Source organism: Flavivirga sp. 57AJ16, assembly GCF_028736925.1.
Lineage (GTDB): Bacteria > Bacteroidota > Bacteroidia > Flavobacteriales > Flavobacteriaceae > Flavivirga.
Genome location: NZ_JAQZAT010000001.1, coordinates 321,043 through 346,910, shown reverse-complemented (window position 1 = coordinate 346,910; position 25,868 = coordinate 321,043). Strand labels below are relative to the sequence as shown.

Annotated in this window: 22 protein-coding genes; 7 read left to right on the top strand and 15 right to left on the bottom strand. The window is 34.6% G+C overall.

Going from position 1 to position 25,868, the window contains the following annotated elements:
• The first annotated feature begins 400 nt into the window (after positions 1-400).
• Both PQO00_RS01450 and PQO00_RS01445 read left to right on the top strand, forming a co-directional pair.
• Positions 401-832 (top strand): dCMP deaminase family protein, encoded by a 432-nt coding sequence (locus PQO00_RS01450; RefSeq protein WP_274183041.1) that lies wholly within the window; start codon positions 401-403, stop codon positions 830-832.
• Positions 832-2,424, top strand: a complete 1,593-nt coding sequence (locus PQO00_RS01445) for a S41 family peptidase (protein ID WP_274183040.1) — start codon at positions 832-834, stop codon at positions 2,422-2,424. Before PQO00_RS01450 ends, PQO00_RS01445 begins: the two co-directional genes overlap by 1 nt.
• 130 nt (positions 2,425-2,554) lie before the next feature.
• Here the strand turns inward: PQO00_RS01445 and PQO00_RS01440 are convergent, their stop codons facing one another.
• From PQO00_RS01440 to PQO00_RS01430, 3 genes are read right to left on the bottom strand one after another with little or no spacing between them, the layout of a single operon-like run.
• On the bottom strand, positions 2,555-3,163 hold the full coding sequence (locus tag PQO00_RS01440) for an NAD(P)/FAD-dependent oxidoreductase (RefSeq protein ID WP_274183039.1): 609 nt from the start codon (positions 3,161-3,163) through the stop codon (positions 2,555-2,557).
• 54 nt (positions 3,164-3,217) lie between these two features.
• The gene (locus PQO00_RS01435; RefSeq protein ID WP_274183038.1) at positions 3,218-3,421 is read right to left on the bottom strand and encodes a hypothetical protein; all 204 of its coding nucleotides are present in this window, start codon (positions 3,419-3,421) and stop codon (positions 3,218-3,220) included.
• A gap of 12 nt (positions 3,422-3,433) precedes the next feature.
• A complete protein-coding gene (locus PQO00_RS01430; RefSeq protein WP_274183037.1) occupies positions 3,434-4,021 on the bottom strand; it encodes a MarC family protein in 588 nt (195 codons plus the stop codon).
• A 91-nt stretch (positions 4,022-4,112) separates the two neighbouring features.
• Between PQO00_RS01430 and PQO00_RS01425 the strand changes: the two genes are divergently transcribed.
• From PQO00_RS01425 to PQO00_RS01415, 3 genes are all read left to right on the top strand, one after another.
• The gene (locus PQO00_RS01425) at positions 4,113-4,685 is read left to right on the top strand and encodes a DUF3109 family protein (RefSeq protein WP_274183036.1); all 573 of its coding nucleotides are present in this window, start codon (positions 4,113-4,115) and stop codon (positions 4,683-4,685) included.
• Between the two features lie 293 nt (positions 4,686-4,978).
• Positions 4,979-5,959, top strand: coding sequence for a ribonucleotide-diphosphate reductase subunit beta (locus tag PQO00_RS01420; protein WP_274183035.1), 981 nt, complete (start codon positions 4,979-4,981; stop codon positions 5,957-5,959).
• Between the two features lie 203 nt (positions 5,960-6,162).
• On the top strand, positions 6,163-8,646 hold the full coding sequence (locus PQO00_RS01415) for a ribonucleoside-diphosphate reductase subunit alpha (protein ID WP_274183034.1): 2,484 nt from the start codon (positions 6,163-6,165) through the stop codon (positions 8,644-8,646).
• A 550-nt stretch (positions 8,647-9,196) separates the two neighbouring features.
• Here the strand turns inward: PQO00_RS01415 and PQO00_RS01410 are convergent.
• Positions 9,197-11,485 (bottom strand): inorganic phosphate transporter, encoded by a 2,289-nt coding sequence (locus PQO00_RS01410; protein WP_274183033.1) that lies wholly within the window; start codon positions 11,483-11,485, stop codon positions 9,197-9,199.
• 69 nt (positions 11,486-11,554) lie between these two features.
• A complete protein-coding gene (locus PQO00_RS01405; protein WP_274183032.1) occupies positions 11,555-12,745 on the bottom strand; it encodes a porin in 1,191 nt (396 codons plus the stop codon).
• A gap of 387 nt (positions 12,746-13,132) precedes the next feature.
• Here PQO00_RS01405 and PQO00_RS01400 point away from each other — a divergent pair, with 387 nt between their 5' ends.
• Complete coding sequence (locus PQO00_RS01400) at positions 13,133-13,486, top strand: toxin-antitoxin system YwqK family antitoxin (protein ID WP_274183031.1); 354 nt, start codon at positions 13,133-13,135, stop codon at positions 13,484-13,486.
• Between the two features lie 147 nt (positions 13,487-13,633).
• Here PQO00_RS01400 and PQO00_RS01395 read toward each other — a convergent pair whose 3' ends face one another.
• The 10 genes from PQO00_RS01395 to PQO00_RS01350 form a co-directional block, all read right to left on the bottom strand.
• Complete coding sequence (locus tag PQO00_RS01395) at positions 13,634-14,563, bottom strand: DUF3078 domain-containing protein (RefSeq protein WP_274183030.1); 930 nt, start codon at positions 14,561-14,563, stop codon at positions 13,634-13,636.
• A 63-nt stretch (positions 14,564-14,626) separates the two neighbouring features.
• On the bottom strand, positions 14,627-15,133 hold the full coding sequence (locus tag PQO00_RS01390) for a DUF2480 family protein (RefSeq protein ID WP_274183029.1): 507 nt from the start codon (positions 15,131-15,133) through the stop codon (positions 14,627-14,629).
• 86 nt (positions 15,134-15,219) lie between these two features.
• Positions 15,220-15,546, bottom strand: a complete 327-nt coding sequence (locus tag PQO00_RS01385; protein WP_274183028.1) for a DUF59 domain-containing protein — start codon at positions 15,544-15,546, stop codon at positions 15,220-15,222.
• A gap of 76 nt (positions 15,547-15,622) precedes the next feature.
• Positions 15,623-16,045, bottom strand: a complete 423-nt coding sequence (locus PQO00_RS01380; RefSeq protein WP_274183027.1) for a SufE family protein — start codon at positions 16,043-16,045, stop codon at positions 15,623-15,625.
• Between the two features lie 38 nt (positions 16,046-16,083).
• Complete coding sequence (locus PQO00_RS01375) at positions 16,084-16,512, bottom strand: hypothetical protein (protein WP_274183026.1); 429 nt, start codon at positions 16,510-16,512, stop codon at positions 16,084-16,086.
• Positions 16,513-16,654: 142 nt separating this feature from the next.
• A complete protein-coding gene (locus tag PQO00_RS01370) occupies positions 16,655-17,869 on the bottom strand; it encodes an aminotransferase class V-fold PLP-dependent enzyme (RefSeq protein WP_274183025.1) in 1,215 nt (404 codons plus the stop codon).
• A 14-nt stretch (positions 17,870-17,883) separates the two neighbouring features.
• The gene (gene sufD, locus PQO00_RS01365) at positions 17,884-19,197 is read right to left on the bottom strand and encodes a Fe-S cluster assembly protein SufD (protein WP_274183024.1); all 1,314 of its coding nucleotides are present in this window, start codon (positions 19,195-19,197) and stop codon (positions 17,884-17,886) included.
• Between the two features lie 149 nt (positions 19,198-19,346).
• The gene (gene sufC, locus PQO00_RS01360) at positions 19,347-20,099 is read right to left on the bottom strand and encodes a Fe-S cluster assembly ATPase SufC (RefSeq protein ID WP_274183023.1); all 753 of its coding nucleotides are present in this window, start codon (positions 20,097-20,099) and stop codon (positions 19,347-19,349) included.
• A 162-nt stretch (positions 20,100-20,261) separates the two neighbouring features.
• Positions 20,262-21,713, bottom strand: coding sequence for a Fe-S cluster assembly protein SufB (gene sufB, locus PQO00_RS01355; RefSeq protein WP_274183022.1), 1,452 nt, complete (start codon positions 21,711-21,713; stop codon positions 20,262-20,264).
• A 51-nt stretch (positions 21,714-21,764) separates the two neighbouring features.
• Positions 21,765-22,094 carry an iron-sulfur cluster assembly accessory protein gene (locus tag PQO00_RS01350; protein WP_274183021.1) on the bottom strand — a complete coding sequence of 110 codons (330 nt, stop codon included), beginning with the start codon at positions 22,092-22,094 and terminating at the stop codon, positions 21,765-21,767.
• A 395-nt stretch (positions 22,095-22,489) separates the two neighbouring features.
• On the opposite strand from PQO00_RS01350, the gene PQO00_RS01345 reads away from it, so the two are divergent.
• On the top strand, positions 22,490-25,867 hold the full coding sequence (locus PQO00_RS01345; protein ID WP_274183020.1) for an RHS repeat domain-containing protein: 3,378 nt from the start codon (positions 22,490-22,492) through the stop codon (positions 25,865-25,867).
• The last annotated feature ends 1 nt before the right edge of the window (position 25,868 follow it).

The following is a 25,868-nucleotide window of genomic DNA, read 5'->3' as shown; positions in this document are numbered from 1 at the left end:
CATATAATTTGGTGGGCTCAATGTTTTTGTTTTTAAAATAGGCCTTTGTGAAGCCTTCGGTTTTATTTTTACCTTGAACTCATTTAAAGTTTTTCAATGAGCTAAAAAATCAAGCATAGCTATAGTCCTGGTTTATTTTTATAACAAAATATAGCACAAAAAGACGTGTTTTATTGGGTAAATTCAAGGTGTAATAATTGGTATAAATGGTATGATATAACTTTCGTAAAATTTTAACGAACTAGCGTTGTAATTAAAATACGAACCAAGTATCTTCGTTATATTATTTTGCGTGAAGGGAAGAGGGGGTATTTGTTTAAGCGGTCTCGATTATTATTGAAGGGCTGCTACCAAAAAACCAATCGCCTTTTAGCAGCACACCATCATTATAAATAAATTAATGCCAGAAAATAAACAACTCAAGTACGATAAGGCTTATTTAAGAATTGCAAAAGAATGGGGGAAATTGTCTTATTGTAAACGCAGACAAGTTGGCGCGATTATTGTAAAGGACAGAATGATCATCTCTGATGGTTACAATGGAACGCCATCCGGGTTTGAAAATTTTTGTGAAGACGATGAGGGTTACACAAAATGGTATGTATTGCATGCTGAAGCCAATGCTATTTTAAAAGTAGCTGCTTCCACCCAATCATGTAGGGGCGCTACCCTGTATATTACGATGTCGCCATGCAAGGAATGCAGTAAATTAATACATCAATCCGGGATTGTTAGAGTGGTATATCATGAAGCATATAAAGATGATTCTGGATTGAAATTCTTGAAAAAAGCTGGGATAGACCTTAAATTAATAGAAGATTTAAAAGCATAATGTCATTTCAAAAAAAATATTTACCATTGGTTCTGGGCGTTGCCATTGCTGCGGGCATTTTTATTGGGGGAAAACTGGATTTTAGAGACTCACCAGATAAATTATTTTCTACAAATAGTAAGAAGGATAAACTTAACAGGCTTATCGATTACATTGATTATGATTATGTTGATGACGTCAATACCGATAGTATTGTTGATGTAACGGTTAATGGCATTTTAGACAACCTGGATCCACATTCTGTATATATTCCCAAAGAAGCCATGGAACGGGTCGCCGAAGAGATGAAGGGTGATTTTGTGGGTATTGGCATTAGTTTTTATCCCTATAAAGATACGATAGCTGTTATTAGGGCTATTGAAGGTGGTCCCAGTGAAAAGGCAGGAATTAAAGGAGGCGATAGGATTATTATGGCAGATAATGATACCCTTTTTGGAGACAGATTGAATGATGGTGAAATGGTTAAAAAATTAAAAGGCCCTATTAATACCAAAGTCAGGTTAAAAATATATAGAAAAGGAGAACCAGAGCTTTTAAACTTTACAGTGAAGCGAGACAATATCCCTATAAAAAGTGTAGATGCTGCTTATATGCTCACCGAAAAATTAGGGTATATAAAGGTGAATCGCTTTGCAGAATCTACTTATAAAGAATTTAAAAAAGGTTTAGATAAACTTTTAAAATTAGGAGCTACCGAAATTGCACTGGATCTAAGAAACAACCCAGGCGGCATTTTAAGTATATCAGAGCAAATAGTAGATGAGTTCTTAGAAGACGATAAACTTATTTTGTTCACTAAAAATAAACGTGGAAATATTGAAAAGAGTTTTGCTACAAGTAAAGGTGATTTTGAAGATGGCCATGTGTATGTGCTTATAGATGAGAATTCGGCATCGGCAAGTGAGATTGTTGCAGGTGCATTGCAGGACAATGATAAAGGGACCATAGTGGGACGTCGTTCTTATGGTAAAGGGTTGGTGCAACGTGAAATGGACCTAGGTGATGGTAGTGCCGTTCGTTTAACCGTATCACGCTATTATACGCCAACAGGTCGTTCTATTCAGCGCTCATATAAAAATGGTAACAAGGATTATTATGATGAGTATTTTAACAGGTTGGAAAGTGGTGAACTTTTAGATCCCGAAAAGATTAAGGTAGCCGATTCATTAAAATTTACAACGCCAGGAGGCAAAATTGTATATGGTGGCGGTGGTATTATTCCTGATGTATTTGTGCCCATAGATAACAGTATGCAAAATGAAACACTTACCTTTATACAAAGACGTGGGTTTGTTGGCTATTTTGTATTCGAAGAACTAGAAAAGGACAGGCATCTTTATGATGGCATTTCGAGGCAGGATTTTATTGATTCGTTTAAAGTGAGTGATGACTTAGTACTTGCTTTTCAAGATTACATAAATGTACGCACTGGCTCTAAAATCACTTTTGTGGCGTATCATGAAGAAATAAAGCAATATATCAAAGCAACATTGGCGAGTCAACTTTATGGCGATGGTGCTTTCGAGGAGGTATTCAATCAAGATGATATTGTGATCGATGAGGTTATTCGGTTGAGTGAAGGGGCAGAGTAATCAGCCTCATCATCTCCTTCAATGGTTTTTTTATAAACATACCTATTTTACAGAATCTCAATAAACCATGTAAGGATAATAAGAGTGCCTACTTCACGAAAGTAAAGGTACACCTAATCGATTTTTTCGATTAAACGTCAATCTTATCATGCACCTTAGTATCTTTCCCGTCATTCCAAAGCGTTAAAATATCGGTAGCCACATGCGAACCACTACCAGAAGCTATGGCAAACTGACTACGCCATCCAGCTAGTGTGCCAGCAACATATAGATTTTCTTCAATTAAATGATCTGTGTTTTTTAACCAAATACGATTTTTTTCAATAGCACTTCTTGGGTGAGTGTCCACGTAATGCTCAAGTCCTTTAATTGTCATTAAGTTTGTATAACCAACAGCAATAACAACAATTTTTGCCGTATAAGTGTTTTTATTGGTTTCTATTTTAAAGAGGTCTTCAAGTTTTGATAGTTGTAAGACTTTTTCTTTTTCAATCTGATCAACATGCGGGTATAAGCTTGTTAATTGCTCTTTTCCATTTTTTAAAATAGAAGCTCCGGTAGTTTTGGGAGCCACTCCCAATACGTTATTAAACAAAGCGGTTTGAAGGTGTGATGTTTTTTGATGCGCAATGATGCCAATACGTTTATTCTTAGCAAAAGACTTGTTTTTAGCAGAGCCTAAAACCAAAGCGCAAGACAGACCCGCAGCACCTCCTCCAATAATTAAGGTATCGTACATTATACCAATTGAATTTTAAAATTATACATGTGTCTTTTTGAAGTTTAATTGGTATTAGTTGCGCTCTTTTATTTTTTGCTCAATACGTTTAGAGACCCTTAAAATAAGCATCATAAGGATAACGCACAGGGATGCTACAATCGTAATTAAAGCAATTAAGCTCTCATCTTTAAAAGGAGCGTTAAAGTCTACTTTTGTGAAGTTGAAAATCATGAGCCCTAAGGCAATAATGCTTATAATAATCGTTAAGTATTTCATTCTAAATAGTGTTTATGTAACTTCAAATAAGGCTTTAATATTATGGGCAAACAGCTTAACCGCAATGGCTAATAAAACCACCCCAAATACCTTACGTATTATATTTATGCCGTTTTGCCCAATAAGGCGTTCTATTCTGGCAGATGTTTTAAGCACTATAAAAATAATAATAACATTCATTATTACGGCAACAACAATATTTTCAGTTCTAAATTCGGCTCTCAACGATAGCAAGGTTGTTAAGCTCCCAGGCCCAGCAATTAACGGAAAAGCTAAAGGAAATACGGCTGTTGTCATAGCCGTGCTTTCTTCCTGTTTGTACAAGGTAATTCCTAGAATCATTTCCAAAGCAATGAAAAACAAAATAAAAGATCCAGCTACAGCAAATGAGTTTACATCAATACCAATGAGATTTAAAATACTTTTTCCTAAAAAGAGGAACAAAACAAGTATGATACCTGCTATTACAGAGGCTTTTTCGCTCTGTATATGTCCCGCTTTTTTTCGTAAATCTATTATTATCGGAATACTTCCAATAATATCTATAACGGCAAATAATACCATAAAAGCCGTAAAGATTTCTTTAAAGTTTAATTGCATTTTTTTTGGTTATTAAGTTTGCGGGCAAAGTTCGGTATTAAATATCAAATTATTGCATTAAATAATTCTTAAGATTGTCTATTTTTGCACGATGTTTCAATTAGGAAAAACTATAGTATCCGAAGATATTATCGAGAAGGATTTCATGTGTAACCTTTCGGCTTGTAAGGGAGCGTGTTGTATTGATGGAGATGCAGGGGCGCCCTTGGATGCAGACGAGGCTAAAATACTTGAAGGGATATACCCTAAAGTAAAACCCTTTTTGCGTAAAGAAGGTATAGATGCTATCGAATCTCAAGGTGTATACACAACTACTGAGGACGGTGAACTGGAAACCCCTTTAATTAATGGGGCGGATTGTGCTTATGTTATTTTTGACGAAAAAAAAGTAGCACTTTGTGGCATTGAAGAAGCCTATAACCAAGGTCAGATTTCTTGGAAAAAACCAGTGTCTTGCCATTTATACCCTATAAGAGTTCAGGATTATAGTGAATTTTCGGCGATCAATTACCACAAATGGCAAATTTGTGATGATGCCTGTGCGTTAGGAAAGGAATTGCAAATACCTATCTATAAATTTGTAAAAGAAGCCTTAATTAGAAAATTTGGAGAAGATTGGTATATGGCATTAGAAAAGGTGGCAAATTCCAGAAAAACAAACTAAAATTTATTTCGGTTTTTTAAAATATGACTTTCCTAATCTTAACATTTTTTGTAAACAAAGAACGCTTGTTCTATAGGGCTTAAGCCAATAGTTGTTTGTATAAATAATTGATAATCAACATTTTAATTATTTGTAGGATTATCTTTAAAAGAGGTGATTTGCTAACTTTTGTTAAAAACTTGTTGACAATGTTTATAACTATACCTTTCATTTTTAACTTCTATTTTCAATCTTTGTTACTCCCAAATCGAAAGAAATTTTCGTCCAATATTTTATAAAAATTTAAAGAAACAATGTCTCAGACTATAGAACCGATTCTACAAGAAAACAAAGATCGTTTTGTTATTTTTCCAATTCAACACCATGATATTTGGGAATGGTATAAAAAATCGGAAGCTAGTTTCTGGACTGCAGAAGAAATTGATTTACATCAAGATCTTACAGATTGGGCTACAAAGCTTAATGATGATGAGCGCTATTTTATAAAGCACATTTTGGCATTTTTTGCTGCAAGTGATGGTATTGTAAACGAAAATTTAGCTGAGAACTTTGTTAACGAAGTACAGTATAGTGAGGCGAAATTCTTTTACGGATTTCAAATCATGATGGAAAATATTCATAGTGAAACATATTCACTTTTAATAGATACGTATGTAAAAGACGAAAAAGAAAAGGACCTGTTATTTAATGCTATTGAAAACTTTCCTGCTATTAAAAAGAAAGCAGATTGGGCTTTAAAATGGATTGAATCTCCAAGTTTTGCAGAGCGTTTAATCGCATTTGCAGCAGTTGAAGGTATTTTCTTTTCTGGAGCATTTTGTTCTATCTTTTGGTTAAAAAAGAGAGGATTAATGCCCGGCTTAACATTTTCTAATGAGCTAATATCTCGAGATGAAGGTGTTCACTGCGATTTTGCGGTGCATTTACATAATGAACATTTAATAAATAAAGTGCCTAAATCTCGTATTAGAGAAATATTAGTGGATGCTTTAGATATTGAACGCGAATTTATAACAGAATCCTTACCGGCAAGTTTAATTGGTATGAATGCGGTTTTGATGGTACAATATTTAGAATTTGTAACAGATAGATTGTTAAGCGAATTAGGCTGCGAAAAAGAATACAATACAGCAAACCCATTTGATTTTATGGATATGATTTCTCTACAAGGAAAAACTAATTTCTTTGAGAAACGTGTATCCGAATATCAAAAAGCGGGTGTCCTTAATAAGGAAGAAGAAAAGGACAAATTCAGTTTTGACGCCGATTTTTAATTGAGCCCCTAGTTTTCAAAGAGCCCCGTTTTGAAAATTCGATTAAAATGACATTTCCATTATAAATGGAAAATTAATAGCCTTTTATTAAAGTAACCTAAACAACTGATTTTTGTCTAATTAATCATTAGAACTAAATTTTGGAATAATAATCTAACCAATTTTCTGAAGGTGTATCAGAAAACCTAAAAAGTGTAATAAATATGTATGTAATAAAAAGAGACGGCAGAAAAGAGCAGATCATGTTCGACAAAATCACGGCCAGAGTGAGAAAATTATGTTACGGTCTAAACGAATTAGTTGACCCATTAAAAGTAACAATGCGCGTTATTGAAGGGGTATACGATGGCGTTACCACGAGCGAACTTGATAATCTTGCGGCAGAGATTGCAGCAACTATGACTACGGCGCATCCAGACTATGCACGTTTAGCTGCACGTATTTCTGTTTCTAACTTACATAAAAACACCAAAAAGACATTTAGCGATGTTATGGAAGATTTACACAAATATGTAAATCCAAGAACGGGCAAATATGCGCCACTTTTAGCAGACGATGTGTATGAAGTGATTATGGCAAATAAAGAGCGTCTGGACTCTACCATTATTTATAATCGTGATTTTGGTTATGATTATTTTGGTTTTAAAACCTTAGAGCGTTCGTATCTTTTAAAATTGAATGGTGAAATAGCCGAGCGCCCTCAACATATGCTTATGCGTGTCTCCATAGGAATTCATTTAAATGATTTAGATGCGGCCATTGAAACCTATGAGTTAATGTCTAAAAAATATTTTACACACGCTACACCAACACTTTTTAATGCAGGTACACCAAAACCGCAAATGTCGTCTTGTTTTCTTTTAACAATGAAAGAAGACAGTATAGATGGTATTTATGACACTTTAAAACAAACAGCCAAGATTTCGCAATCTGCAGGAGGTATAGGTTTGGCTATGCACAATGTGCGTGCCACCGGTAGTTATATAGCAGGTACTAACGGTACGAGTAATGGTATTGTGCCTATGCTTCGTGTATTTAATGATACGGCGCGTTATGTAGACCAAGGAGGCGGAAAACGTAAAGGAAGTTTTGCTATTTATTTAGAAACTTGGCATGCAGATATTTTTGATTTCCTAGATTTAAAGAAAAACCATGGTAAAGAAGAAATGCGTGCTCGTGATTTGTTCTATGCCATGTGGATTTCAGATTTATTTATGAAACGTGTTGAAGAAAATGGCGATTGGACCTTAATGTGTCCTAACGAATGTCCTGGCCTGGATGAGAAACATAGTGAGGACTTTGAAGCCTTATATTTAAAGTATGAAGCAGAAGGCAAGGGCAGAAAGACAATAAAAGCGCGTGACCTTTGGGAAAAAATATTAGAATCTCAAATTGAAACAGGGACCCCTTATATGCTTTATAAAGATGCAGCAAATCGTAAATCCAATCAACAAAATTTAGGAACCATTCGTTCTTCAAATTTATGTACAGAGATTTTAGAATATACCTCTCCAGATGAGGTTGCAGTATGTAATTTGGCGTCTATTGCGTTACCAATGTTTGTTAAAAACGGAGAATTCGATCATAAAGAACTATTCCGCATAACTAAACGAGTTACTAAAAACTTAAATAGAGTCATCGATAGAAATTATTATCCAGTAAAAGAAGCCGAAAATTCTAACATGCGCCACAGACCAATTGGTTTAGGAGTTCAAGGATTGGCAGATACTTTTATACAATTGCGTATGCCTTTTACCAGTGCAGAAGCTAAAAAGTTAAATCAGGATATTTTCGAAACACTTTACTATGCAGCAGTCACTGCAAGTATGGAAGAAGCGAAAGTTGATGGGCCTTACCAAACCTACAAAGGCTCTCCAATAAGTAAAGGTATGTTTCAACATAACTTATGGAATTTAAAGGATGAAGAATTAAGTGGCAATTGGGACTGGGAGAAGCTACGTAAGCAAGTGCTTAAACATGGTGTGCGCAACTCGTTATTGGTTGCCCCTATGCCAACAGCATCAACGTCTCAAATTCTTGGAAACAATGAATGTTTTGAACCCTATACTTCTAATATTTATACACGTCGTGTATTATCTGGGGAGTTTATTGTGGTCAATAAACATTTATTGGAAGATTTAGTCGACCTTGGGCTTTGGAATGAAAATTTAAAGCAGGACATTATGAGGGCCAATGGTTCGGTACAAGGCATTGATATCATTCCTCAAGATATTAAAGATTTGTATAAAACGGTTTGGGAGTTAAGTATGAAAGATATTATAGATATGTCCCGTCAAAGAGGTTACTTTATAGATCAATCACAATCGCTTAACTTATTCTTAGAAGGCGCTACTATGGCTAAACTAACATCCATGCACTTTTATGCATGGAAAAGCGGTTTAAAAACAGGTATGTATTACTTGCGTACTAAAAGTGCTGTAGATGCTATTAAGTTTACCTTAAAAACGACTAAGAAAGAAGAACCAGTAGCCGAAGTTGTAGAGGTTAATGATGTTAATTTGCAACAAGAACAGGCAAAAAAGAAACAGGTAGCGGCTAAAAATGCAGAGAAATTTGCAAAACAGAATGTGCCAGAAGTTGAGCCCATGACTGCAGAGGAAATGAAAGCTCTCATTGCTCAGGCGAAAGCTGGAGAAGGCGATGATTGCTTGATGTGTGGATCTTAACTAATAAGTTCATTTGAAAAATAGATTTATCAGGCGCAGAGCACCCTTTTTAGGGTGCTTTTTGTTTTATATCTCATCTAAAGAAAATAGAAACGGATTTAACCAGTTATTTTGAAGTTTATTTGGTGTTAGGTTATATTTTGTATGATACCATTCAACTGAGGGAAACAAAAGAGGCTGTCTGAAAAGTAATATGTTTTGTCATTCAGAACGAAGTGAAGAATCTCACAGCGAAGAATCTCATCATGATAGGGTCGAATGAAAGCAAAAGATAATTATGTTTATGTACCAGCCAAAGAGACTAAAGAGAGTTTTTAGATTCTTCAGTCGTGCCTCCTTCTGAATGACATGGCGGCTTTGTTTTGTTTGGGGGCAATGTCATTCAGAGCATAGCGAAGAATCTTATTGTTTTGTAATTCTATATATTATGTTTTTAAGAGATTCTTCACAGCTTCGCTGCTCCTTCTTAACAAAATATATTTTGTTTCTCGGTAATATTCAGAATGACACTTTTCAGACAGCCTCTTTTCGCTTGAGATACTTTCTTTTTCTATTCTTCTTCTTCTAGACTTGCAAGAGTTGCAGGTGCTACAGAACTATCGTGAGCATTATGATATTCTTCTAAGAGATTCATAGTTGCCGTTAATAGATCTTTTGTTTCTAAAAGGAGACTGAAATATAAAGTGGTGTTTTTTGGACTGGATTCTTCAGTTCTAGTTCGCTCTACTTGTATTTGTATTTTTTCGGTAACTAGATTAAAAACTTCATTTTTGTTATCTAAAATAGCACCGATTTGCTCAAAAGATTGAGAGTCAAAAGCTTTTTTTGTATTGTTAAATAAAGACTCAAGATACTGATCGATTTGTTTAAGTTCTTTAATTTGGTTGAACTTTAATTTCTTGTGATTGTTATTTACGTGTTTATGACTTACTTTGGAAATGTATTCTAAAGATTGCGTCATGTCTTGTAAATAGCCCAATATGTTAATGTAGAAATTACTTGCACCAACACTGGATTCATCTAAATTTTTAATGAAATAGAAAATATTGTCGCGCAATTCATCAATTTCATTAGATAATTTTACGATGTTTTTTTTATTCTTCTTTAATAGAACTAAATCTTGTTTTGCTAAACCGTTAATGGCACTGGAATAAATTTTGTTACCACGTTTTACGACATTGGCTATATTATTTGCACTTTCATGAATAACACCTTGAATAGAACTACTTTCAGCATGTATAAGGCTATCTTCCTCAATAATCTTTTTTGAGCTATTTTTATGTGACAAGTAGTTTCTAACTAATAAAATAATAGTTAATAACAACAATATAGGTGTCATAACACTAGGATTCCATTTAATCAAGAATACAACGATTCCTGCGGCTACAAAAGCACCAATCGCAGTACCAAACCATCCACCTATAACGTTTAGGACACCAGCAACTCTATAAACCGCACTTTCTCTTCCCCAAGCACGATCTGCAAACGATGTCCCCATGGCTACCATAAATGTTACATAGGTTGTAGACAAAGGTAGTTTCATTGATGTTGCAATAGCAATAAGTACACCTGCAACCATTAAGTTTACAGAAGCCCTAATCATATCAAAAGCAGGAGCATCAACACTTTGGTCTTTTCTCAATGCAGCTGTATTTGGTTTTTCAAAACTCTTGCCTATTTTTTCTTGAGTAGATACAGGTACCATATTGCCAAACATATCAGAAAGCCAAGATGATGCTTTTACAACACTTCTTGATAACATATTTGGTTCGAATTTTTCATGTGTTTCTCCTTGGTTAGATAAGCTTATTTCAGTTTCTGCAACAGTCTTAGCTTTCTTGGAAAACCATAGCGTTAATACCATAATGCCACCAGATATGAATAGTAATAATGGCTCGGCAGGTACTTTTTTATCAAGGACTTCCATTGAAAACAAGGAAGCATCAACACCAGAAGCCACCCATGCTTCATAAGAATGATAGGCTGCCATAGGTACACCAATAAAGTTAACTAAATCATTTCCGGAGAAAGCCAGTGCTAGACCAAAAGTACCAACAGCAATGACAAAAAGTAAGATCGTTTTTTTGAATACCTTTTGGAATCCATAGGAAAACAAAGTCCAAAAAACTAAACTGCCACATATTATAAATAACTCATTGCCTTCAAGAAGCCCTTTAAGGTCTTTATAATATGGGGTTCCTTTTAATCCTTTTAAAAAGATAAAGTAGGTGATGGCAGCTAAAGAAATACCACCAAATATAGCACCGAAATTTTTTATTTTTTTCTCATAATGAAAGGTGAAAACTAAACGAGAGATCCATTGCACTAGAGCCCCAACGGTAAAAGCAATGAAAACAGACATTAAAATACCTCGAATAATTTCAAAAGCTTTCTTTGTATTTATATAATCTCCCAGGTCGGCAAAAGTTTGAGAATCTGAGGCAGTGACCTTTATTAATGACATGACCACAGCGGCACCTAATAAGTTAAAAACGATAGAAACTGTGGTAGATGTTGGTAATCCTATTGTATTAAAGAAATCTAACAGTAATATATCTGTAATCATTACTGCCATAAAAATATACATGATTTCTTCAAAGTTAAACATGGCCGGAACGAAGATCCCTTTACGAGCAACTTCCATCATGCCGCTTGAGAAAACAGCTCCAATAAATATACCTAAACTGGCAACTATCATAATAGTTCGCATAGAAATGGCCTTAGAGCCAATGGCTGAGTTTAGGAAATTTATAGCATCGTTACTTACACCAACAACAATATCAGCAACTGCTAAAACTGTAATGGCAATCAGCATTAGTAAATATATATTATGATCCATAATTTAATTTGAATGAGTTTGCAAATATCTTAAGTGTTTCCAAGTAATATGTTACGTAATTGTTATGTTTTAAAAATGAATATCGAACTGTAATCGATACATAAGTTCATTGTTTCCGTTTTCAACTTCTAAATGACTTATATCTGTTTGTACTTTTAATTTGTGACCTACAATATATTTTGAAACTCCCAAAGTATATTGGTTTTCTGGATTTTTACCGGTAATGGTTCTATCTAATTCTATATTTGTGTATCGACCAGAAATTTCCCAATTACTTTTTAATAAATAACCAGTTTGTAGGTTTAAACCTTTTCCAACTTGAACGGCATCACCGGTAAAAGTTCCATCGGAGTTTTTGGCTAATGGGTCATTGGCATCTCTATGGGCATATTCAGCCATTAAAGAAAACCCTTGATATTTAAACATAGCATCAATAAAAAGAGTGCTTATATTGGTTTCATAAAAACCAGTGTCCGTAACCATATAAGAACCTTGGTTACTTCTATTTTTAACGGCATTATTATTAAAATCGTAAGTAGCAGCAATGGCTAATCTAGGCGTTTTTTCACGTTTTAAATCACTTCCTTTGTAGTCGCCTTTACTAGAGAAATTCCCAAAAGGTAATAGTTCAATACGGCCTGTATATTGGTGACCACCTAAGTTTCCGGTAGTTATATTTCTTCCTTCTCCCTGGGATATTGATAAGGTTTCTTTAACAACAAAGGTGTCCGAAAGGTTAAAGTGATGTCTTAATTGGATCCCTAAATCACGGTCTATGTTAAATCTTCTGTTCAATAAAGAACGGTCTACTTGTTGAAGGTTTCCAGATGAAACAACACGTTCTCTATTGCCAGGTAATTTTGTTTGACCAAACCACAACTCGAAGTTTGGTGCAAAATGCCATTTCATGACCGCATCTAAAATATATCTAGGAGCATTACTGGTAAAAGGTGAAGCTCCAGAAATATCCCTGTTTGATAATCCGAGCTCTAATTTATATTTAAGTTTAGGTGTAAATGCATAACCATCAAATTTTAAACGTGCCCGTCTTACTAAGAAATTTGATTCGTTAGCTGCGTTGTCTTCCCAATTAGAAATTGCTAAAAACTGCATTCTAGCCCCAATTTTCATGGTCCAAGAACTGTCTTTGCCTACCAAATTAAATAACCCCTTCCCAAATTTTGGCGCGTTTGATTCTTGCGCATTTAAAGTAGTAATAGCAAGTAAAGATATTGCTACCAGGGTAGTTCTAAATTCCATTATTATCAGTATCAGTTTTTGTCGCTGCAAATAACCAACACTAATGTTAATTTAATGTTAACTAAAAATTAAATAAAAACCAATAAAAGACTGCCTTGGCCTAAGGCAGTCCTCATTAGAAATCATAATAATGTAGTCGACAAAAACTAATAGATTATAATGAAATACTAATTGTTTGTCTTAAGACAAGTGCAAATGTCTCGGTTTAAAGTAACTTGAATGTGATGTGAATATTAAGTAATTATTAAGATTGCAATGTTAAATTTTATTTGTTAAAATATTGTAAATCAAATATTTATAGACTTAATGTTAATTTAATGTTACGTAAATGTTGATTAAACGTTAACTTATTTGTATATTTGATATATAATGTTAAAACCCATAATTATGAAGAACTCAATGTTATTTTATTTTGCCTTTTTAATTACTGTGGTATCTTTTGCTCAGCAAAAGAGAGATTTAAAACTTAATAAAGACACGAACTTAATTGAAGTTGTTTATTATCATGACAATGGTGCTGTAAGTCAAACAGGAACTTACACAACAGATGGTAAACTACATGGTGAGTGGTTAAGTTTTAACACAGAAGGCAAAAAAGTAGTTTCTGCAAATTATGATAATGGTAAAAAAGTCGGCAAATGGTTTTATTGGAATGATAAAACTGTAAAAGAAGTAGATTATAGTGCTAATGTTATAGCCGGTTTAAAGGAATCTGAAATTAAGAAAAACAAAGATTTTTAAACTTTAAAAGCTAATACAAAAGAAAAGAGATCGTCTAAAAAGTAATTTTTAGACGATCTTTTTTGTTAACTTTTGTCTGTAGATGGGGGTGTCTAAAAAGTAAGTTCGATATTATATTGAAACACTCAATTTAGACACCTTTATGTTTTAGAACTTATAGTTTAATCCAAACATCCAATAGCTTTGTAAATCATTATCAACATCTTCAAAAGAAGTTGCTGTAGGAGGTGTTTGAGCCAAAGCATAATTAAGAGCTTCTTGTTTGTTGTTCCTTAATCCAAAATCAAAACCTACACCGATCATTTTCCATAAGGTATACCCAAAAGAGTTTGTCCATGTCCAGTTTGATAAATTCGAGCTTTCATAGCTTTGAAACATCGAAAGGTTCGTTTTAAAACTAATAGCATTAATCTGTCTGGTGTAGTCAATAAGGATTTTTGCTCCCAATGAAGATTCAAAAACAGTATCTTCTTTACTAAAAACAAAGTTATAGTTTCCAGGGTGCATTACCACAACCAAATCTTTTATTGGTGTCCAGGTAACACCAACGCCCAAATCTAAATATCCAGGATCATTAAAATTGTTTAATATAGTCGTTCTGTATTCAGCCAATCCAGAAATTGCGAATTTATCACTTAGTTTATGTCCGTATAGGGAAGTGATGTTAAAAACGTCTGTGGCTTCTCTAAACGAGTCACTATCTGTTGGGTCGTCTTTATCATCTAGCTTTACCCAAGATAAGTTTATATTAGCGCTATTTCTCCAAAAGAATGCTTCTTTATTTAAATTGGCAAAGGCGTTGACCGTAAAGCCAATATTTCCTGAATTGTTATTAGGAGTCCCTTGTGCATACCAGTTTTTAAAACTGGATATACTACCACCAATAGTACCGAAAGCACCTTTTTTCCATCCAGGTAGAGCATCAATTTTTGTTTGAATAGCTTTAACACGCTTTTGAATGGCTGCAATAGAATCTTTTTTAGAACCTTGAATGGCTTTTAATTCTTCTAAAGTTTCCTGTGCATGTACTGAAGTCATTCCAAGGAAAAAGGTAAATAGTAATAATAGTCTTTTCATGTTTAGTTTGTTAAAATTTGAATTAGTAATCAGGTCCATTTCGTAACTAGGTTTTAGGTCAGATTATTTGTTTTTGTAAAGAGGAACAGAAGAACAAGCCTCTCCATACATAATAGACTTTGCATGGGGCTTTAGTTTGTTGGCAAGCATAATATAGGCATTTTGAGGTACCGGTTTTTTAGAACATCCTTTTATAATGATCGGTTTGTCCTTAAATTCGGTAATATCCAGTTGATTTAAAATGTCTTGATAGATGGAAGCTTCCAGTGTTTCTAAATCGCCCACTATGATCTTTTTTGCAAAAGGTTCTAAGTGCATGCTAAGAAGCATATATGCCCATCCTGGAATAATGGCATCACTACTACATGTTAAAGCTACATAAAAACCTTGATATTGAGACCAATTAAAATCTGAAACTTGGCGTCTAAAATCTTTTTCACGTAACACGAAGCCTTCAAACAGCCAATCTTTAATATCGAAAAGCACGCGCGGTCCTTCAGGATAATAATCTTCAAGATCCACTGTTATTAGCTTACTATTCGCTACGCGATTTATAATTTCGTCTTTCATTAAGTTATTTGATGTTTATTAGCTATACTACACACTGTGACGGAACACTGAGACTGTATATCGGGCACTGAATACTGTCAACTAAATCAAAGCATCCCCAATTCCAGCTTGGCTTCTTCACTCATAAGTTCTTGTGTCCAAGGTGGGTCGAATGTAATTTCAACCTCGGCACTTTTTACCTCGTTTAAAGATTTTACTTTTTCTTCAACTTCTAGAGGTAATGTTTCTGCCACCGGACAATTGGGTGTCGTTAAGGTCATTAAGATTTTTACATCGTAATCTTCATTAACAAAGACATCATAAATCAATCCTAATTCGTAGATATCAACTGGGATTTCTGGATCGTAAATAGTTTTTAAAACATTTACTATTTTTTCGCCTAAGGCGTTTGTATCTATTGCTGTTTCGCTCATCTTAAAAAATGTTTATTCGTTTATTTGTTAATGCGTTTAGAATTCGTTGAAATTAACTAAGCTACAAGTAAATAAACTAGTTAAGTTGTGTTTGGTAAGCGATGGCGTACATCTTAAGTTGTTTTACCATACTTACTAAACCATTAGCTCTTGTAGGAGACAAATGTTCTTTTAAACCAATTTTATCTATAAAATCAGTGTTAGCGTCAATAATATCCTTTGGGTGCTGATCTGAAAAGGCTCGTATTAAAATAGCGATGATACCTTTAGTGATTATCGCATCACTATCTGCCGTAAAAGTTATTTTATCGCCTTTCATTTCGGCATGTACCCAAACTTTACTTTGGCAACCTTTAATAATGTTGCTTTCTGTTTTGTATTGGTCGTCGATTAACGGTAAATCCTTACCTAGGTCAATCATATATTGATAACGTTCTTCCCAATCATCAAACATGGAAAATTCGTCTATAATTTCGTTTTGTATATCTTCAATAGTCACAGTTACAATTTTATACAAAAATACAATAAGAAAACTTTCTATTCAATGTTTTCTGAAATAGATAGTATTTCTTTTACAAGTACTTCTATTTCTTTTGGTGGATTTCCATGGTCAAAGCTTTGAGACTCATAAGCGGTACCATCATAAATAATCTTGAGTTTTGCTATAGCGGCTCCATCAAAAAAACGGTTTTCTGATGGTGCTTTAAGATTAGACATGTTTTCGACATCGATAGGTTTTACTGCTTTTAGGAGTTTATTCCAATGTACTTCACTACATGTTTTAGTGTTAGGCAGGGCGTCTCTTTTGTTTACAACAGAAATATGTTTTTTACTGATTTTGATATTTTTATAGCTGCCTCTCGACTGTGTTGAATATTCAAAAGAAATGGTGGTTTGATTTATTTTGGACCCTGAACAGTGATTGTCTAGAAATACAAGGGAAAAGAATATGAAAAAGAATTTCATGTGTTTGCTTTATTGTTTTTAATGGTCGTACTTCGATTTGGTTTATGCTGGGCCTTTCGATTCCGTTTAAGACAAGCTAAAGTGCTGTAATACCTATATAATTATTGATTTTTATAAAACTATTACAAAAAAGAAGCCAAGATTACGATAGCATCATTTTTGCTTTTTTAACGCCTTCAACTAAAGCGTCAATCTCTTCTTTGGTATTGTAAAATGAAAACGAGGCTCGAACAGTTCCTGGGATACGGTAAAAATCCATGATCGGTTGCGCACAATGGTGCCCTGTACGAACAGCAATGCCTAATTTATCCAAAATAGTACCAATATCGTAAGGGTGTATGTTCTCTAAATTAAAAGAAATGACGGATGTTTTATTTTTGGAGGTTCCGTATATTTTTAAGCCTTCTATAGCAAGTAATTTTTCTGTAGCATAATCCAACAGGTCATTTTCGTAAGCTGCGATAGTATCGAACCCTATATTGTTTATATAATCAATAGCAGCTCCGAAAGCAACACCTCCGGCAATGTTTGGTGTACCGGCCTCGAATTTATGCGGTAAACCGGCATAGGTTGTTTTTTCAAATGTAACCTCGGCAATCATTTCGCCACCTCCCTGATAAGGCGGTAACTTATTAAGCCATGCTTCTTTTCCATAAAGCATACCAACGCCCGTTGGTCCACACATTTTATGGGCAGATGCTACATAGAAATCAACGTCCAAGGCCTGGACATCCGGTTTTATATGTGGACAAGCTTGTGCGCCGTCAATTAAAACAGCTGCACCAACTTGATGTGCTTTTTCTATAATGTATGCAATAGGGTTAATAGTTCCCAAAGCATTCGATATATGATTTACAAAAACTAGCTTTGTGTTTTTAGATAGTAAATTGTTAAAATCGTTCATCACCAATTCGCCATCTTCATTCATTGGAATGACTTTAAGAACAGCTCCGGTACGTTCGCAAAGCATTTGCCATGGCACTATATTGCTATGATGTTCTAAAGCCGAAACAATGATTTCATCGCCTTTTTTTAAAAGTGAAGAAAAGCCATTTGCTACCAAATTAATACTATGTGTTGTTCCCGATGTTAATATAATTTCATGCGAAAACTTAGCATTAAAGTGTGTTTGTACTTTTTGGCGTGCTTGTTCGTATAAATCGGTTGCTTCTTGACTTAAAGTATGTACACCGCGATGAATGTTGGCATTGTAGTTTGTATAATAATCCACAATAACATCAATAACTTGTTGCGGTGTTTGGGATGTGGCTGCATTATCAAAATACACCAGCGGTTTGCCGTTTACTTTACGTGAAAGAATGGGGAAATCTTTTCTTATATCTTGTACGTTAAACATGACTTCGAATAAATCTATAGATCAAACCCAATATTAACACCTAGCTTATTCGCAATAATCTTAGTAATGCGCTGTTTCATTTCGGGAATCTTAACCGAACTTAACACGTTATTACTAAAAGCATACATTAAAAGTGCTTTGGCCTCTTTTTCTGGAATACCTCGTGAACGCATATAAAACATAGCGCTTTCGTCTAATTGACCAATGGTACATCCATGTGAACACTTCACATCGTCTGCGAAAATTTCGAGTTGTGGTTTGGTGTTTATAGTGGCTTTATCACTTATTAAAATATTGTTGTTTGCTTGAAAGGCATTGGTTTTTTGAGCTTCTTTTTCAACAATAATTTTTCCATTGAAAACACCCGTAGAATTCTCTCCGAAAATGCCCTTGTAATCTTGATGACTTTCACAATTTGGTTCTATATGATGTACTAATGTATTGTGGTCTACATGTTGTTTTTCACCAATAATGGTCACTCCTTTTAAGATAGAATCAATACGCTCGCCCTCCTGAAAGAAGTTTAGGTTGTTGCGTATTAATTTGCCACCAAATGCAAAGGTGTGTACAGATGCGACACTTTCTCGCTTTTGTTTTATAAAGGTATTGTCTATTAACGATGCGTTTAAATTATCGTTCTGAATTTTATAATAATCTACAATGGCGCGTTTGTTTGCAAAAATTTCGGTCACACTATTGGTGAGTATAGCGTTGTTGTTTAAACTTTGATGACGTTCTATAATTTGCACATGTGAATTCTCATCAACCACAATTAAATTTCGTGGTTGTAACATGGTCGCAGATTCATTTCCTGTTGAAAAATGTAAGATTTGAATTGGTTTTTCTACCAATTTATTTTTAGGAATATGGATATAGGCACCCTCGCTTGAAAATGCTGTATTTAGTGACGATAGACTATCTTTTGTTGCTGCTTTATTGAAATAGTTTTCAATTAAAATACGATATTTAGGTTTTGAAAGTGCTGATGACATTAGGCAAACATCAATCCCATCGTGAGTCGTTTGCGATAAATGAGACGCATACTTACCATCGATAAATACAATTTTATAGGTGTCTATATCATGGATAAAATATTTTTTAATATCTCTATACTCTATGGTATTTTCCTGTTGAGGAAACATGCAATAATCCTCTTTTAATATTTTATTTAAAGAGGTGTATTTCCAGGCTTCTTCTTTTTTCGTTGGAAAGCCTTTTTCTTCAAATATTTTAATAGCATCGTTTCTTACATCGTGAACATAAGTGTCAATGTCTACGTGGTTTTCAAATACCAAAAAGGATGATAATAATTTTTCTTTTAAATCCATTGTTTCAGTCTTCAGTGTTCAGTCTTCAGTAAGCAGTCAAAGGATTACTAAACCTGTGTATTATTACTGTTTTATTTTAAATAGCATAGCATGGGTAATCAGGGTTTGAGTGAGCGACTGCCAACTGCACACTGAATACTGTTAACTGGCTAAGCGTTCACTTCTTCTTTAATCCAATCGTAACCTTTTTCTTCAAGCTCATGAGCCAATTCTTTTGTTCCGGACTTTACAATTTTCCCATTATACAATACATGAACAAAATCAGGAACGATATAGTCTAATAAACGCTGGTAATGTGTAATAACAATAACTGCATTGTCTTTGTTTTTAAGTTTGTTTACACCATTTGCTACAATACGCAGGGCATCAATATCAAGACCTGAATCGGTTTCGTCAAGGATGGCTAGTTTAGGTTCTAACATGGCCATTTGAAAAATTTCGTTACGCTTTTTCTCCCCTCCAGAAAACCCTTCGTTTAAAGAGCGCGATAAAAATTTTCTATCGATTTCCAAAAGCTCAGATTTTTCACGTATTAATTTAAGCATGTCTTTGGCAGGCATGTCTTCTAAACCTTTTGCTTTTCTGGTTTCATTAATGGCTGTTTTCATAAAGTTGGTAACAGAAACGCCAGGAATTTCAACGGGATATTGAAATGATAAAAATACGCCTTTATGCGCACGTTCTTCGGCAGCTAATTCATTAATATTCTCACCGTCAAATTCAATATGGCCCTCTGTAACTTCATACTCTTCTTTTCCAGCAATAACAGAAGCTAATGTGCTTTTTCCAGAGCCATTAGGTCCCATAATAGCATGCACTTCGCCAGCTTTTACTTCAAGATTTATACCTTGTAAAATATTTTTATCTTCGACACTAGCGTGTAAATTGTCAATTTTTAACATACTTTTTAATTCAAAGTTTTAAATTCAAGATCCAAAGTTTTGAGTTTGTTTTCTTGTATCTCGATTCTTTTTTCTATATCAATTAGTTTCCTAGTTTTATAACGTTGTTATTTCATATTCAGTCAAGAGTGAGCGAACTGCAAACTGCGACTGAATACTATTTTACCCAACACTTCCTTCTAAACTTATTTCTAATAATTTTTGAGCTTCTACTGCAAATTCCATAGGGAGTTTGTTTAAAACTTCTTTACTAAATCCGTTTACAATCAAAGCAATGGCTTTTTCTGTATCAATACCACGTTGGTTGCAATAGAATATTTGATCCTCTCCAATTTTACTGGTGGTTGCTTCGTGTTCTATTTTAGCCGATTTATTTTTTGCTTCTATATAAGGAAAGGTGTGCGCGCCACATTCGTTTCCCATTAGTAAACTATCACATTGCGAAAAGTTACGGGCATTTTCTGCTCTGGAATTTATTTGAACCAGACCACGATAACTGTTTTGTGATTTTCCTGCAGAAATTCCCTTTGAAATGATGGTCGATTTGGTATTTTTTCCCAAATGAATCATTTTGGTGCCTGTATCGGCTTGCTGATAGTTATTTGTTACTGCTATGGAGTAAAATTCACCAACAGAATGATCGCCTTTTAATACGCATGATGGGTATTTCCAAGTAACGGCAGAGCCTGTTTCAACTTGTGTCCAGGAGATTTTTGCATTTTTCTCGCATAACCCACGTTTGGTTACAAAGTTGTAAACACCGCCTATACCTTCTGCATTACCCGGATACCAGTTTTGTACTGTTGAATATTTAATCTCGGCATCGTCTAAGGCAATGAGTTCTACTACAGCTGCGTGTAATTGATTTTCGTCTCTACTCGGTGCGGTACAACCTTCAAGATAACTTACGTAACTGCCTTCGTCGGCAATCACCAATGTTCTTTCAAATTGCCCTGTACCTGCTTGATTAATTCTAAAATAAGTTGATAATTCCATGGGGCATTTTACCCCTTTTGGGATGTAGCAAAAAGAACCATCACTAAACACGGCGCTATTTAAAGCGGCATAAAAATTATCTTTTTGTGGTACGACGGTACCTAAATATTTTTTCACTAATTCGGGGTGCTCTTTTATGGCTTCAGAAATACTCATGAATATAATGCCTTTTTCACCTAAGGTTTTCTTAAATGTTGTTGCTACCGATACAGAATCTACAACAACATCCATAGCAACACCGGCAAGTTTCTTTTGCTCATCTAAAGAGATTCCCAGTTTTTTAAAAGTAGCCAATAACTCTGGGTCAACTTCATCTAAACTATCGTATTTAGGTTTGCTATTTGGTGCAGAATAATATGAAATACCTTGAAAGTTCGGTTTTTCATAACGCACATTTGCCCATTCTGGTTCGACCATTTCTTTCCAAACACGAAATGCTTCCAGTCTCCAATCGGTCATCCATTGTGGTTCTTCTTTCTTTTTGGAAATGGCCCGTACAATATCTTCATTTAAACCATTAGGAAAGGTGTCTGACTTTATATCAGTATAAAAACCGTATTCGTATTCCTTGGTTTTTAGTTCTTCCCTTAAATCGTCCTCTGTATATTTATTACTCATTGTTTTTTAGTTATATAAGTCTTCCCTTTGGGAAGATTTAGATGGGATTTTTTAAAGCGAAAATGATTCGCCACAACCACAGGTGCGATTTGCATTAGGATTATTAAATACGAAACCTGTTCCGTTTAATCCTCCGGAATATTCAAGTGTTGTCCCGATTAGATATAAAAAACTCTTTTTATCTACGATAATCTTTACATTATTATCTTCAAAGACCTTATCATCTTCTTTATTTTCTTTGTCAAATCTTAAATCGTAAGACAGCCCAGAACAACCACCACTTTTAACGCCTACCCGTACGTAGTCTGTTGAAGGATCGTAGCCATCATCAGTCATTAACTCAATAACTTTCTTTTTAGCTGTTTCAGAAACTTTTATCATATTGCTTTTTTATTAAATTTAGAAATGTATTTGTTAACAGTAATTTAATTAAGACAGTTTCTAAATAGAGTACAAATATACAATATAAGTCATGGATTACCATATAACCTAACATTATATTAATATATGGTTTTATAGGCTTTTGTTATGGGTTTTGAATATAAGGGAAATATTACATCTTTTTTAAATGGTATTATAAAACAAAATAGAGTTAAATCCTCTTGTAATGATAATTTTACTCACGAAAAAATATTTTACCTTAGAAATACTAAGGTGAAATATTAGTGTTTTTTTTATAAAACAAATATATTTATAGCAACTTTTTTTGAGTAACGTTAAGAAAGAAATTAATAAAATTCTTTCTGTTTTAAAATAATCTTTAATTATTTATCTAAATGAGTACACGTTTATTATCTCTATTCTTTTTCTTATTTTGTTTTAGTGCCCTTGTAGCACAAAATTTACCAAGTTATGCCCCAGTTTCTCCAAATGCGGCTAGTTTAGGGAAATTTGGATCGTTTCCAGTGAATACTAATTTGGGAACCACGAACATTTCTGTACCCTTATATACTATTAAGCAGGGCGATATAGAAATTCCTATTAGTTTGAGTTATAATGCAGCTTCGGGGATCAGGGTAAATGAAGAAGCATCATGGGTTGGTTTAGGTTGGACTCTTAATGCGGGAGGCGCGATTGTGAGAAGTGTAAAAGGACAACCTGGCACTAGCGATATTCCCGATCTTGGAAGTTTAGATTTCAATCAGGCTAACTACAATTATATGTATGATGTAGCACGTGGTTGGGCAGATACTGCTCAAGACGAATACTTGTTTAATTATTCCGGGGTTTCAGGCAAATTTTATTACGATCAAAATAAATCGGACTTTGTTTTTACTGATTATAAACCTATAAAAATTATAACAGGAACAAATGTTTATCAAGATGATACTCCAATCGGATTTGGCGGATATAGTTTTATAGCGATCTTAGAGAATGGTTTGCAACTTGATTTTGGAGCCCAGGAAACCATGGATAAATGGGCTAACACCCAATTACCAGTTCATTATCGAAAATACAAATCAACATCGTACTTAACAAAGGTTACCTCGGCTAATCAAACGGATCATGTGACTTTTGATTATGACAATTATTTATTAAATCTGGGTAAAGAAATCATGGCAGATGTTTCTACTGTTTCTACGGGGACACAGTCCTCTGTGCCATTGCCCACTCCAATAATAAGTGATGCTTATAAGTTAAATACCAAAATTCTTAAGCAAATTAATTTTAAAAATGGTTATGTGTTATTCGATTATAGTCTGGATAGAGTTGATAGCTATTCACCTAAGCTAAATCATATAAAAGTTTATTCCCTGATTAACGGAACGGCGAGTTTAATAAAACAAATAACATTTAATTATGGTTATTATAACAGATCAGGAGGTAAAACATACTCCGGTTATATTCCTTATGTAACCGACCACCATAATAAATCCTTAAAATTAAATTCAGTTGATATATTTTCAAATAATGTAGCACCTCAAACTTATACGTTCGATTATGACAACACGGCTTTACCTATAAAAAATTCATCAGGGCAGGATTTTTGGGGTTATGCAAATAATAACAATGGAAGTTACATTCACGAAAGAGAAGCATCATTTTACACAGCAACCCAAAACGGCACTTGGTCATGGGATATTTCTGTGGGGTCTTTTTCAGATACAGTAGGTACAGGTGACAGGGAAGCAAATGAGCAAAAATCCAAGGCTGGTATCTTAACAAAGATAACCTATCCAACAGGAGGCTATACCATGCTTGAATATGAGGCTAATAAATATGAAACAACTATTTCCGTACCAACTTATACAGGGCATTCCCGGAGTATTATTTCAGAAGGAACAGGAGGGTTTGGGACTTGCGATACGGGCTTGAAAACATTAACGTTTAGCCCTGCAACGAAACCTTATAATGAGAAATTAAAAATAACCTTTACAGATGCTTTAGGAGGTAATGGGAACCAGTCCTATGGTGAATTTGATGGACAGAAGTATTTTAGAGACCCTCCAACCACATTATATCCCTATACAACACACGATGTTGATTTGACACTACACCAGAACACTAATTACACCATTGAAGCTATGGAATATGGTGACGGTGCTCCAGGTGCATCTGGATGTCCTTTCGTTCAAGTGAGAGTCACTTGGGATGAATTAACGGGTACAACCAGTCAGATAGTTGAAGAACTAGTAGGCGGATTACGCATTAAATCAATTACAAATTATGATGGGGTTAATGCCAATTTTACTTCTAGAAAAGAATTTGAATATAGTACGCCGCAAGTGTTAATTCCAATTATTAATGGAGATTATCAAACATTGAAATCCAACGGCAATGGAGGCTATATAAATACGGTTTCTTCTTCTCCTGGGTATGCCCTTAATATTAACGGAGGGCCTTCAATAGAGTATTTGACAGTTGTTGAGTATGATATGGACCATAATAACAAAGACAGTGGTAAAACGGTTTATGAATATAAGTCGACCTATTCAGACCGCATTATAGGAGATGGCTCTCCAGGGACAGGGCCGTTATTTGACGTTTTTGTGCATCCAAGTTTTCACGGAGGAAGTTGTTTAGGACAAACCGTACCTGCTACAATTCCATATTTTGAAATGATAAGAATACATGGTTATGGTAACTTTAGTAACTATTATACAAAAAGCTGGACGAGCGGTAGTTTAAAAAAACAGGAGTTTTATAAAAGGAATTCTGATAATACATACACAAAACTAAGAAGTTTGGAAAACAACTACACTTTGGTTGATGAGGCAAGCTTACATATTAATTATGTGAATGACATTTTCCCTTGGACTAACCATCAGGTTTCCTCTAGTGATTTTAACAATGCCTGTAATTTTGCAAATTACACTTTTATGTATAATAAAGGGTTTTATTCCTTTGGGAAAAAACTCCTAAGTTCATCTATTGAAACGCAATATGATGAGAACGGCACAAACCCTATTGTCACAGAAAAAACATTTTCTTATAATAATCCATCCTATTTTTTAACAGAACAAACATTAAAGGATAGTAAAAATGATATCATAAGAACGGAGACCTTATATCCAGAAGATGTTGTAAGTCCTTCGGTTCCTATACAGAAACTCCTGGATCAGCATAGAATATCAGAACCTATCGAAGTAAAAATATTTAAGAAAACAGGGGTAAACCCGGAGCAACAACTATCAAGTCAAGTGACCCAATATAAAGAGTGGTATACAGATAAAGTATTCCCCGAGTTTATTAAAACCCTAAAAGGGGACTATCATGCGACAAACAATCCTTTGGTCAACAGGATCGAGTTTGTCAAATATGATGATTTGGGGCATGTTCTGGAGGTAAAAAAATCTGATGGCATGGCCATAGTCTACCTCTGGGGGTATGGTGAAGAGTACCCGGTTGCCAAAATAGAAAATGCGACCCATGCAGCTGTGACAGCAACTCTGACATCCGCGGAACTAGCAGGGGTCAAAGCTGGCACATACAACCAAAGCACCATGATAAGTACTTTAAATAAGATCAGGACCGGGCTCCCCAATGCCATGGTCACGACCTACACCTATGATCCTTTAATAGGCGTTACGAGTACTACCGACCCCAAAGGGTACACCGTGTTCTATGAATACGATGACTTTAACCGTTTGGAGTTCGTAAGGGATGCCGATGGCAACCTATTGAGCGAGAACAAGTACAACTACAAAAACTAAG

Coding starts and splice junctions, on each gene's coding strand:
- PQO00_RS01370 (WP_274183025.1), bottom strand. CDS start 17,869: ATGTTTAACGTACAAGATATAAGAAAAGATTTCCCCATTCTTTCACGT.
- PQO00_RS01435 (WP_274183038.1), bottom strand. CDS start 3,421: ATGAAATACTTAACGATTATTATAAGCATTATTGCCTTAGGGCTCATG.
- PQO00_RS01425 (WP_274183036.1), top strand. CDS start 4,113: ATGTTTCAATTAGGAAAAACTATAGTATCCGAAGATATTATCGAGAAG.
- PQO00_RS01415 (WP_274183034.1), top strand. CDS start 6,163: ATGTATGTAATAAAAAGAGACGGCAGAAAAGAGCAGATCATGTTCGAC.
- PQO00_RS01400 (WP_274183031.1), top strand. CDS start 13,133: ATGAAGAACTCAATGTTATTTTATTTTGCCTTTTTAATTACTGTGGTA.
- PQO00_RS01345 (WP_274183020.1), top strand. CDS start 22,490: ATGAGTACACGTTTATTATCTCTATTCTTTTTCTTATTTTGTTTTAGT.
- PQO00_RS01395 (WP_274183030.1), bottom strand. CDS start 14,563: ATGAAAAGACTATTATTACTATTTACCTTTTTCCTTGGAATGACTTCA.
- PQO00_RS01390 (WP_274183029.1), bottom strand. CDS start 15,133: ATGAAAGACGAAATTATAAATCGCGTAGCGAATAGTAAGCTAATAACA.
- PQO00_RS01450 (WP_274183041.1), top strand. CDS start 401: ATGCCAGAAAATAAACAACTCAAGTACGATAAGGCTTATTTAAGAATT.
- sufC (WP_274183023.1), bottom strand. CDS start 20,099: ATGTTAAAAATTGACAATTTACACGCTAGTGTCGAAGATAAAAATATT.
- sufB (WP_274183022.1), bottom strand. CDS start 21,713: ATGAGTAATAAATATACAGAGGACGATTTAAGGGAAGAACTAAAAACC.
- PQO00_RS01420 (WP_274183035.1), top strand. CDS start 4,979: ATGTCTCAGACTATAGAACCGATTCTACAAGAAAACAAAGATCGTTTT.
- PQO00_RS01405 (WP_274183032.1), bottom strand. CDS start 12,745: ATGGAATTTAGAACTACCCTGGTAGCAATATCTTTACTTGCTATTACT.
- PQO00_RS01350 (WP_274183021.1), bottom strand. CDS start 22,094: ATGATAAAAGTTTCTGAAACAGCTAAAAAGAAAGTTATTGAGTTAATG.
- PQO00_RS01430 (WP_274183037.1), bottom strand. CDS start 4,021: ATGCAATTAAACTTTAAAGAAATCTTTACGGCTTTTATGGTATTATTT.
- sufD (WP_274183024.1), bottom strand. CDS start 19,197: ATGGATTTAAAAGAAAAATTATTATCATCCTTTTTGGTATTTGAAAAC.
- PQO00_RS01440 (WP_274183039.1), bottom strand. CDS start 3,163: ATGTACGATACCTTAATTATTGGAGGAGGTGCTGCGGGTCTGTCTTGC.
- PQO00_RS01385 (WP_274183028.1), bottom strand. CDS start 15,546: ATGAGCGAAACAGCAATAGATACAAACGCCTTAGGCGAAAAAATAGTA.
- PQO00_RS01445 (WP_274183040.1), top strand. CDS start 832: ATGTCATTTCAAAAAAAATATTTACCATTGGTTCTGGGCGTTGCCATT.
- PQO00_RS01410 (WP_274183033.1), bottom strand. CDS start 11,485: ATGGATCATAATATATATTTACTAATGCTGATTGCCATTACAGTTTTA.
- PQO00_RS01375 (WP_274183026.1), bottom strand. CDS start 16,512: ATGAAATTCTTTTTCATATTCTTTTCCCTTGTATTTCTAGACAATCAC.